At 74.4% G+C, this 11,283-nt stretch carries 5 protein-coding genes; 2 read left to right on the top strand and 3 right to left on the bottom strand.

Features of this window, described 5'->3' with window-relative positions; genetic code table 11:
- Positions 1-26: 26 nt before the first annotated feature.
- Both ACFYW1_RS00425 and ACFYW1_RS00420 read right to left on the bottom strand, forming a co-directional pair.
- The gene (locus ACFYW1_RS00425) at positions 27-611 is read right to left on the bottom strand and encodes a TerD family protein (protein ID WP_385600962.1); all 585 of its coding nucleotides are present in this window, start codon (positions 609-611) and stop codon (positions 27-29) included.
- 137 nt (positions 612-748) lie between these two features.
- On the bottom strand, positions 749-1,540 hold the full coding sequence (locus tag ACFYW1_RS00420) for an ABC transporter ATP-binding protein (protein WP_388985149.1): 792 nt from the start codon (positions 1,538-1,540) through the stop codon (positions 749-751).
- Between the two features lie 153 nt (positions 1,541-1,693).
- On the opposite strand from ACFYW1_RS00420, the gene ACFYW1_RS00415 reads away from it, so the two are divergent.
- A complete protein-coding gene (locus ACFYW1_RS00415) occupies positions 1,694-2,695 on the top strand; it encodes an ABC transporter substrate-binding protein (protein ID WP_388985148.1) in 1,002 nt (333 codons plus the stop codon).
- A gap of 64 nt (positions 2,696-2,759) precedes the next feature.
- Here ACFYW1_RS00415 and ACFYW1_RS00410 read toward each other — a convergent pair whose 3' ends face one another.
- The gene (locus ACFYW1_RS00410) at positions 2,760-3,920 is read right to left on the bottom strand and encodes a M20 family metallopeptidase (protein WP_388985146.1); all 1,161 of its coding nucleotides are present in this window, start codon (positions 3,918-3,920) and stop codon (positions 2,760-2,762) included.
- 148 nt (positions 3,921-4,068) lie between these two features.
- Here ACFYW1_RS00410 and ACFYW1_RS00405 point away from each other — a divergent pair, with 148 nt between their 5' ends.
- Complete coding sequence (locus ACFYW1_RS00405) at positions 4,069-11,283, top strand: amino acid adenylation domain-containing protein (protein ID WP_388985144.1); 7,215 nt, start codon at positions 4,069-4,071, stop codon at positions 11,281-11,283.

Raw genomic sequence — 11,283 nt, 5'->3', positions numbered from 1 at the left:
CCGCCGGACGCGTGGGCCGGCCGGGGCTACTTGCTGATGGCGAAACGCATCAGCGCGTGCTCGCTGCCCTGCTTGATCTTCCCCGTGGTGTTGATCACTTCGAGCTTCCAGGCGTTGCCGACCCGCATGGCCTTGGCCACCGCGCAGCCGTTGTCCGTGGTGAGCAGGCTCGGCCAGATGTCGGCGACCTGCTGGGAGCTGCCGCCCGTCGCGTCGTACACCTTGAAGCTGATGTTGCGCGCCTTCTGGAAGGAGCTGCCCCGCTTGTACGCGGCGGCGACGAACACGATCGACGTGATGTTCTCCGGCAGGCGCGCGAACTCGACCGTCACCGTCTCGTCGTCGCCGTCCCCGCGCCCGGTCTGGTTGTCGCCGCTGTGGAGCAGCGAGCCGTTGCCCATCGGGTCGAGGGAGTCGAGGCCCGCCAGACGCACCGGGTCCGCGCCCTGCATCGCGATGGCGATCAGGTCCAGGTCCGTTCCGGACTTGCGGCGCAGCATCCCCATCATCCCGCCGCTGCTCCCGGCGGTGGGGTCCCAGGACACCCCTATGGACAGATGGGTCACCCCGTCCAGGTCCGCCGGGCCGTCTTCCTTCTTGAGCGTAATCATGCGTGGATCATCCCTTTGCTGGCGGTAACGCGACATACAGAGTGTGCCCGGAGCCCTCGGGGCCCCGCACACCCGGTCCGCCCGCCGCCGGTCGCGCACGCCGCCGCGGACGCGGTGCGGCGGGCGGTGTCGCCCGGTCAGGCGGGGACGGGGGCCGGGGTCGCCAGCGGTACCACCACCGGCGATCCGTCCGACGAGGCCGTCAGGATCTCGGCCTCCACGCCGTACAACTCCCTCACCAGCGCGGCGTCGATGGTCTCGCGCGGGGCGCCGCAGGCGAGGACCCGGCCGTCCCGCATGGCGATCAGCGTGTCGGCGTACCGGGCGGCGGCGGCGAGGTCGTGGACGACCATGACGACGGTGCGGCCGTCGGCGGCGATCCGCCGCACCAGGTCCAGGACCTCGACGGCGTGCCCGATGTCGAGCGCGCTGGTCGGTTCGTCGAGCAGCAGGACCGGGGTCTCCTGGGCCAGTGCCATGGCCAGCCAGCACCGCTGCCGCTGACCGCCGGAGAGTTCCTCGACCCGGCGGTCGGCCAGGGCGGCGGTCCCGGTGGCGGTCAGGGCGCGCTCGACCGCCCGTTCGTCGTCGCGGGACCACTGGCGGAACAGGCCCTGGTGCGGGTGGCGTCCGTAACGGACCAGGCCCGCCACCGTGACCGCCTCCGGCGCCTGCGGGGCCTGGGGGAGCAGGGCGATGCGGTGCGCGGCCTCCCGCTGCCGCATCCGCCACACGTCCTCGCCGTCGACCAGCACCCGGCCCGACTCCGGGGCGTGCAGCCGGGCCATCGAGCGCAACAGGGTCGACTTCCCACAGCCGTTCGGCCCGACGATCGCGACCACATGGCCCGAAGGTGCCGTCACGTCGACGCGGTCGACGACCGTACGTCCGGAATATCCGGCAATGAGCTGCTCGGTGCGCAGTTCCATCTGGACCGCCCTTTCGAAATGACGAGAGCCCCTTGCTCGATGGGCCTGAGGTAAGGCTAACCTTAGTCATTGCGGCGGGGGTGTTGAGGCGGCTGCGAGCCATCGGCCTGCCCTCCGCGCAGTTCGTACGTTTCCGTGAACCGTGGAGTTCCCATGACCCTGTCCAGCCGTTCCTCCCTGCTCCTGCCGCGTCGCGCGGCCCGGGTCGCCGCCGCGATCGGTGCGGCCGCGCTCCTCGTGACCGGTTGCGGTGCGGACTCCGGCGACAAGGACGCCAAGGGGTCCTCGGACAAGGGTTCCGGGGCATCGGCCACCCGTACCGTGAAGGACGCCACCGGCCGCGCCGTCGAGGTCCCGGCCGATCCCAAGCGGATCGTGACCCTCACTCAGGAGGAGCTCGACGCGGTGCTCGCGCTCGGCGTGAAGCCGGTCGGCATCACCAACGGCCAGGGCCTGAACAAGCCGCCGGCCTACCTCGCCGACAAGGTCGAGGGCATCGACATCGTCGGCAACCTGCTCCAGCCGGTCATGGACAAGGTCGTCGCCGCCAAGCCCGACCTGATCCTCGCCGGTGACATGCAGGACGAGCAGGTTCTCGAGCAGCTGCGCGAGATCACCCCCGCCACCCTCGTCACCATGGCGCCGACCGACGACTGGAAGCTGTCGCTGCGCGGCATCGGCAACGCCCTGAACAAGCTCGACGTGGCCAACAAGGTCATCTCCGAGCACGAGAGCGCCGCCAAGGCCGCGGGCGAGAAGCTCGGCGGGAACAAGGGCGCCGAGGTCTCCATCGTCCGCTGGAACCCGGACGGGCCCAGCTGGATGGAGAACAAGCAGTTCGCCAGCGGCATCGCGCTGGAGATGGGCCTGAAGCGGCCCGGGACGCAGAACAAGGACGGCAACGCGCACACGCCGTCGCTGAGCCTGGAGAAGATCAACGAGATCGACGGCGACTGGCTGTTCCTGTCGACCCTCACCTCCGACGGCGAGCAGGCGCTCAAGGAGGTGCAGTCCAAGGCCGCGTACAAGGAACTGAACGCGGTCAAGGAGGGTCACGTGGTGACGGTGAACGGCTCCGTCTGGTCGACCCGCGGCGGCCCGCTCGCCGCCGACGAGGTCGTCAAGGACATCACCAAGGCCCTGAACGGCTCCTGACGCCGTGTCATGCCGGTGCGGGCCGGCCGTACTCGCCGTGCGGCCGGCCCGCGTCCGGCGTGCCTCAGGCGTCGCGGCGAGCCCCGGCGAGGTCCGCGGCCGTCCACGCCATCGCCGTCGCCCCGTCCAGCACCGCCCGTTCGGCCGCGGGCGAGAGCGCGGCCTCGGCGAAGGCGGCCTCGTGCGGGCCGCAGGCCCCGCCGCTGATGTCGAGCACCGGATGGATGGCGGGCACCGCGTGCGAGACGTTGCCCATGTCCGTGCAGGCGAACGGGGCCCGCTCCACGGGCTCCGGACGGCCGAGCGCGCGGGCGTTGGCCGTCCACAGCCGGATCAGCTCCGGATCGCCCCGGAAGTCCAGGTAGTCGGGCTCGGGACGCTCCAGGGTCACCTCGCACCCGGTCGCCAGCGCGCCCGCCCGGAAACACGCCTCCACCCGTTCGCGCAGCTCCGTCAGGTCCTCGGCGGCCAGCGCGCGCAGTTCGTACTCGGCGCGGGTCCGGTCCGGGATCGCGTTGGGGGAGCTGCCCGCCTCCGTGGTGATGCCGTGCACCCGCCACTGCGGCGGCAGTTGCTGGCGCAGCAGGCCGATGGCCACCTGGGCCACGGTCAGCGCGTCGGCGGCGTTGCGGCCCTCGTGCGGATTCAGGCTCGGGTGCGCGGACCGGCCGGTGTACGTCACCGACAGGGTGCCCAGCGCGAAGGACCGGAAGTCGGCGACCTCGAACGGGCACGGGTGCACCATCATGGCGGCGTCGACGCCGTCGAACGCGCCCTCGCGGAGCATCAGCTCCTTGCCCGCGCCGCGTTCCTCCGCCGGGGTGCCCAGCACCCGTACGCGCAGGCCGAGTTCGTCCGCCAGCGGGGCGAGGCCCAGCGCGGCGCCGATCCCGGCGGCGGCGATGAGGTTGTGGCCGCAGGCGTGCCCGAGGCCGGGCAGGGCGTCGTACTCGCAGACCACCGCGACCGTGAGCGGGCCGCTGCCCGCGGTGGCCTCGAACGCGGTGTCCAGCCCGTACGCCGGGGCGGTCACCGCGAAGCCCCGCGCGCCCAGCAGTTCGGCGCACCAGGCGGCCGCCCGGTGCTCGTCGAACGCCGTCTCGGGGTGGCCGTGGATGCGGCGGCTGAGGCCGAGCAGGGCGTCGCCCTCCTGCTCGATCCCCTCGCGTATGCGGGACTTGACGTCCCGGGGGGCGGGTGCGGCGTGGCCATGCGGGTCGGTCATCGGTTCCTCCTCCGGTGGGTGCGGTCGCACGGTCCGCGCCGTGAAGTTCACCCGCGGACCTGCCGTGCAAGTATTTAGCTTAGGCTTGCCTAAGTCATTGGCGGCCCGCTGCGCGGCACGGCTTTCACAACCGAGGAGTTGTCCCCAGATGAACGAGCGTCCGGAGTCGTTCCCCCTGCTCACCGCGCAGAGCGGCATCCACTACGCCCAACAGCTCGCCCCGGGTGGCACCGAGTTCCACACCGCCGACGTCGTGGAGATCGACGGAGCCCTCGACGAGGAACGCTTCGAGCGCGCGCTGCGCCGCACCGTCGCCGAGGCCGACACCCTGCGGCTGCGGATCACCGAGACGGACGGCGCCCCCGCCCAGTACCCCGACCCGGCCCACGCCCTCCGGCTGCACCGGATCGACCTGCGCGGCCACGGGGCGCCCGAGGAGGAGGCCGGGCGCTGGATCGACGCCGACCTGTCCCGGCCCGCCGACCTCGACGCGCCGGAGGGCCTGATGACCCAGGCCCTGCTGCGCGTCGGCGACACCTCGTACCGGTGGTACCAGCGCATCCACCACCTGGCCGTCGACGCCTACGCCCTGACGCTCATCGGCAACCGGGTCGCCGAACTGTACGCGGCCGGCGAGCAGGAGGCACCGGAGTGCCGGTTTGCCCCGCTGCGCGAACTCGTCGCGGAGGAACAGGCGTACCTGAACGGCGAACAGTACGCCGCCGACCGGGAGTTCTGGACCGGACGGATGGCCGGCGCCGTCCCCGTCACGCTCGCCCCGCCCGCCGGACCCGGCCGGGGCACCGCCCCGGCGGCCCGGCCGCGACGGTACGCCGCCCGACTGCCCGCCGACACGGTCACCCGCGCCGCCGGAGCCGTCCGGGCCACCTGGGCCGAACTGGTCGTCGCCGCCACCGCCGTCCACCTGCACCGGCTCACCGGCGCCCGCGACGTCGTCCTCGGCCTGCCCGTGACCAACCGCCGCAGCCCCGCCGCGCTGCGCACCCCCGCGATGACCGTGAACGTCCTCCCGCTGCGCCTCGCCGTCCGCCCCGGCGACACCGCGGCCGAACTGTTGCGCCGCGTCGTGCTGGAGATCCGCCAGGTCCGCCGCCACCAGCGCTACCCGCAGGCCGACCTGCGCCGCGACCTGGGGCTGACCGCCCCCACCGCACCGCTGACCGGACCGATGGTCAACATCAAGCCCCACGACGGTGCCCCGCTCGACCTCGGTGGACCGTCCGGCACCGTCCGCAACCTCGCCGCGGGCCCGGTCGAGGACCTCGCCGTCGGCGCCTGGCCCGGCCCGGACGGCACCCTCGCCCTGGTGCTGGAGGCCGCCGCCGACCGCTACACCGCCGCCGACACCGACCGGCACGGCGCCACGCTCCTGCGCTGCCTCGACAACCTGGCCGCGCTGCTGCTCACCGACCCGCACCGCCCCGTCGCCACCCTCGACCTGCTCGACGAGGACGCGATACGCCGGGTGACCGCGGGCCGCTCCGAGGAACCCCGCACCACCACCGTCCCCGAGGAGTTCGCCGCACAGGCCGCCCGCACCCCCGACGAGACCGCCGTCCGCTGCGGCACGGAGACCCTCACCTTCGCCGAACTGGACGCCGCCGCCGACCGGCTCTCCCACCACCTTGCCGCGCACGGCGTCGGCCCCGAGACCCCCGTCGCGCTCGCCCTGCCCCGCTCCACCGGCATGATCACCGCCCTGCTCGCGGTCCTCAAGGCGGGCGGCGTCTGCCAGCCCCTCGACCTCGGCCACCCGCCCGCCCGTACCCTCGCCGTGCTGGAGGACGCCCGTCCGGTCTGCGTCCTGGGCACCACCGAGGCCCTGGCCCGGCTCCCCGAACACGGCCTGCCCGTGATCGACCTCGACGCCCCCGGAACCGTCCGGGCCCTTCGCGAGGCACCCGCCGACCGCCCCGCCGCCACCCCCGCGCCCACCGACGCGGCCTACATCATCCACACCTCCGGCTCCACCGGCCGCCCCAAGGGCGTGGTCGTCACCCACGCCTCCCTCGCCAACCTGTACGCCGGACACGGCACCGACCACATCGCCCCCGCCGTCGCCCGCACCGGCCGCACCCGGCTCAAGGTCGCCCACAGCGCCTCCTTCGCCTTCGACGCCTCCTGGGACCCGGTGCTGTGGATGGTCCACGGCCACGAACTGCACCTGCTCGACGACGCCACCTACCGCGACCCGGCCGCCCTCACCGCCCACGTCGACACCCACCTCGTCGACTACCTGGACATCACCCCCTCGTACGCCGAGGCACTCCTCGCCGAGGGGCTGCTCGCCGAGGGCCACCACCGGCCCGCCGTCCTCGTCGTCGGCGGCGAACCCGTCCCCGCACCGCTGTGGCACCGCCTCGCCACCACCGACGGCGTCCACCCGCTCAACCTGTACGGCCCCACCGAGACCACCGTCGACGCCTGCCACTGGACCGGCCCCGGATCCGAGGGCAGCCCGGTGCGCGGGACCCGCCTCTACGTGCTCGACACCGCCCTGCGCCCCGCCCCCGACCACGTGCCCGGCGAGCTGTACGTCGCCGGTGCCTGCCTGGCGCGCGGCTATCTCGGACGTCCCGACCTGACGGCCGAACGCTTCGTCGCCGACCCCTACGGCGCCCTGCACGGCGACGCCGGCGGCCGGATGTACCGCACCGGGGACCTGGTGCGCCGCCGCCCCGACGGCACCGTCGAATTCCTCGGCCGCACCGACGACCAGGTCAAGATCCGCGGCTTCCGCATCGAACTCGGCGAGATCCAGGCCGTCCTGGCCGCCCACCCGTCCGTCGCCGCGGCCGCCGTCATCGCCCGCGAGGCGGCCGGCGGCAAGCGGCTGCTCGCCTACGCCGTCCCGCGCCCCGGCACCTCCGCCGACCCGGCAGCCCTGCGCGACCACCTCGCCGCCGAGCTGCCCGCGCACATGGTCCCGGCCGCGGTCATCCTGCTCGACGCGCTGCCGCGCACCGCCAACGACAAGCTCGACCACCGCGCGCTGCCCGACCCCGCACCGCTCGCCGCCACCGCCGACCCGGCCGCCGGCACCCGCCCCGCCGACCCGCACACCGACATCGTCCGCGGACTCTTCGCCGACCTGCTCGGCCGGGCGGACCAGGCCGCGCCCGACGCCTCCTTCTTCGACCTGGGCGGCCACTCGCTGCTCGCGGCCCGGCTCGCCGCCCGGCTGCGGGAGACCTTCGACGTGCCGGTCTCCGTCGCCGACGTGTTCCGCGAGCCCACTCCGGCCGCCCTCGCCGCCCTGGTCCGCGCCCGTCACACCGGCGCCCCCGTCGACGAGGTACCGCTGACCCCGGTGCCCCGCACCGGCGAACTGCCACTGTCCCCGGCCCAGCAGCGGCTGTGGTTCCTGCACCGGCTGGAGGGGCCCTCCCCGACGTACAACATCCCGCTCGTCCTCACCGTCGAGGGAACCCTGGACGAGGCCGCGCTCACCGCCGCCCTCGCCGACCTGACGGCGCGTCATGAAACTCTGCGGACGATCTATCCGGTCCACGAGGACGGCCCGGACAGCCTGCCCCGGCAGCACGTCCTGGCCCCCGACGACCCGGCGGCCCGGCCCCGTCCGCACCGCGCCGCCGACGGCGAGGACCTGACGGCCGCCGCCCGCCACGCCTTCGACCTGGCCCACGAGATCCCGCTGCGCGCCACCCTGTTCACCGAGGTCGGCGACCGGCACACCCTGCTGCTGGTGCTGCACCACATCGCCGGCGACGGCGCCTCCACCACCCCGCTGGCCGACGACCTCGCCACCGCCTACCGGGCCCGACTCGCCGGACACGCACCGCAGTTCGCCCCGCTGGCCGTGCAGTACGCCGACCACGCCGCCTGGCAGCGGCGCCGGCTCGGCACCCCCGACCGGCCCACCCCGCTCGCCACCGCCCAGCTCGACCACTGGAAGCGGACCCTGGCCGGGCTGCCCGACCAGCTCGACCTGCCCACCGACCGGCCCCGCCCGGCCGTCGCCACCACCGACGGCGACACCGTCCCGTTCGCCCTGGACACCGGCGCGCACACGGCCCTCGCCGCCCTCGCCCGCACCACCGGCGCCAGCGTCTTCATGACCGTCCAGGCGGGCCTGGCCGCTCTGCTCACCCGGCACGGCTGCGGCACCGACATCCCGCTCGGCACCCCCGTCGCCGGACGCGACGACGACGCCACCGCCGCCCTCGTCGGCTTCTTCACCAACACCGTCGTGCTCCGCACCGACACCTCCGGCGACCCCACCTTCCGGGAACTGCTGGAACGGGTACGGACCGGCACCCTGGCCGCCTTCGAGCACGACGCGCTGCCCTTCGACCACCTCGTCGAGGCGCTCAACCCGGCCCGCTCCCTCGCCCGCCACCCCCTCTTCCAGACCATGCTGGCCTGGCAGTCGGTGCCGGACGCCGCCTTCCCGCTGGGCCCCGGCGCCACCGCCCGGCTGTCCACCATGACCTCCGGCACCGCCAAGTTCGACCTCACCCTCAACGCCGGCGAACTGGCCGGCGGCGGCATCGGCGGCTTCCTGGAATTCCGCACCGACCTGTTCGACCGCCCCACCGCCCAGGCCCTCGCCGACCGCCTCGCCCGGCTGCTCACCGCCGCCGCCGAGGCCCCCGACACCCCCCTCGGCCTGCTGCCGCTGCTGAGCGGCGACGAGCGCCGCAGCGCCCTGGTCGACGGCAACGCCCAGCCGCTGCCCGCCGCCCCCGCCGCCCCGGCCACCCTCGCCGACCGTTACGAGGAGGCCGCCCGCCGCCACCCCGACCGGATCGCCGTCAGCCACGAGGGCACCACCCTCACCTACGCCGAACTCTCCGCCCGCGCCCACCGCCTGGCCCGGCTGCTCGCCGCCCGCTCCATCGGCCCCGGCTCCGTCGTCGCCCTCGCGCTGCCGCGCTCCGCCGAACTGGTCACCGGCCTGCTCGCGGTCTCCCTCGCCGGCGCCGCCTACCTGCCGCTGGACCCCGACTACCCGGCCGACCGGCTGGCGTACATGCTGGCCGACGCCCGCCCCGCGGCCGTCGTCACCGACACCGCCACCGTGCCCCGGCTGCCCGGGCACGACCTGCCGGTCGTCACCGTCGACGGCGACACCACCGCACACGCCACCGGCCCGCTCGCCCAGGCGGAACGGGTCCGCCCGCTGACCCCGCACGACCCGGCGTACATCATCTACACCTCCGGGTCCACCGGCCGCCCCAAGGGCGTCGTGGTCACCCACCACAACGTCACCCGGCTGTTCACCGCCACCGACCACTGGTTCGGCTTCGGCCCGGACGACGCGTGGACGCTGTTCCACTCCTACGCCTTCGACTTCTCCGTCTGGGAGCTGTGGGGCGCGCTGCTGTACGGCGGCAAGGTCGTCGTCGTACCGCACCTGACCAGCCGCGACCCGCACGCCTTCCGGCGGCTGCTCGCCGCGCAGCGGGTGACCGTCCTCAACCAGACGCCCTCCGCCTTCTACCAGCTCGCCGCCGCCGACCGGGAACACCCCGCAGGCGAACTCGCCCTGCGCTACGTGGTGTTCGGCGGAGAGGCACTGGAACTGGGCCGCCTCGACGACTGGTACGCCCGGCACGCCGACGACGCGCCGGTCCTGGTGAACATGTACGGCATCACCGAGACCACCGTGCACGTCACGCACTTCCCCCTCGACCGCGCCACCGCCGCCGGTGCCACCTCGTCCACCATCGGCGTCAACATCCCCGACCTGCGCGTCTACGTCCTCGACGAACGGCTCCAGCCGGTGCCGCCCGGCGTCACGGGGGAGATGTACGTCGCCGGACAGGGCGTGGCGGCCGGCTACCTCGGCCGGCCCGGCCTCACCGCGACCCGCTTCGTCGCCGACCCGCACGCCCACCTGTTCGGCGAGAGCGGCACCCGCATGTACCGCTCCGGCGACCTGGCCCGCCGGCGCGCCGACGGCACCCTGGAGTACTTCGGCCGCGCCGACCACCAGGTCAAGATCCGCGGCTTCCGCATCGAACTCGGCGAGATCGAGGCCGTCCTGGCCGCCCGCCCGGAAGTCGCCGACGCGGCCGTGGTGGTCCGCGAGGACACCCCCGGCGACAAGCGGCTCGTCGCCTACGCCGTACCCGCCGCCGGCACCGGGGCCGACCCGGACCTGACGGCGCGGCTGCGCGAGCACGCGGCCCGCGAACTGCCCGCGCACATGGTCCCGTCCGCCGTGATCGAGCTGGCGCGGCTGCCGCTGACCGGCAACGGCAAGCTGGACCGCAAGGCGCTGCCCGCGCCCGGCCGCCCCGCGGGCGACGCCCGCGGCCGAGCCCCGCGCGGTCCGCGCGAGGAGCAGCTGTGCGCGCTGTTCGCCGAGGTGCTCGGGGCGGACCGGGTCGGCGTCGACGACAACTTCTTCGACCTGGGCGGCCATTCGCTGCTCGCCGTCCGGCTGGCCGCCCGCGTCACGGCGGCCCTGGGCACCGAGGTCTCCATCGGCACCGTCTTCCGCTCGCCCACGGTCGCCGCCCTGGGCGCCGCCCTGGACGCGGCCGGGGACGGCGCGGGCCACGACGACCCGCTGGACGTCCTGCTGCCGCTCAGGCCCGCCCGCGACGGCGACCGCGCCCCCCTGTACTGCGTCCACCCGGCGGGCGGACTGAGCTGGTGCTACGCCGGACTCATCCGCCACCTGCCCGCCGACGTGCCGATCTACGGCCTCCAGGCGCAGGGCGTCGGCCCCGCCACCGCCGACGAGCCGCTGCCCGCCTCCCTGGAGGAGCTGGCCGCGCACTACGTGAGCCGGATGCGGGAGGTGCAGCCGGCGGGGCCGTACCGCCTGCTCGGCTGGTCCACCGGCGGCATCATCGCGCACGCCATGGCCACCCGGCTCCAGGACCTGGGCGAGGAGGTCGGACTCCTCGCGATCCTCGACGCCTACCCGGCCGAGGGCTTCCGCGACCTGCCCGTGCCCGACCACGCCGAGGCCATGGAGTCCCTGCTGGCGATGGGCGGCCACGGCCCCGACGCGATGGAGGGCAAGCCGCTCACCACCGACCACGTGATCGAGGTGCTCCAGCGCGAGGGCAGCCCGCTGGCCGCGCTGTCCACCGGCACGCTGGAGTCGCTGGCCGGGATCTACCTCAACACCAACCACCTCGTCCGGGGCTTCGACCACCGGCGCCTCGACGCCGACGTGCTGTTCTTCCGCGCGACCGTCGACACCATCGACGACACCCTCACCCCGGACACCTGGGCGCCGTACGTGAGCGGGCGCATCGACAACACGGACGTCGCCTGCTCGCACAAGGACATGACCCTGCCCGAACCGATCGCGCACATCGCCCGCGTGGTCGCCGACCGCCTGACCGACCTGGAGAAGTGA

The sequence above is a fragment of the Streptomyces sp. NPDC002669 genome, assembly GCF_042889165.1.
Classification (GTDB): domain Bacteria; phylum Actinomycetota; class Actinomycetes; order Streptomycetales; family Streptomycetaceae; genus Streptomyces.
The sequence above is the reverse complement of the archived record's forward strand: the minus strand, read 5'-3'. Positions and strand labels throughout refer to the sequence as shown.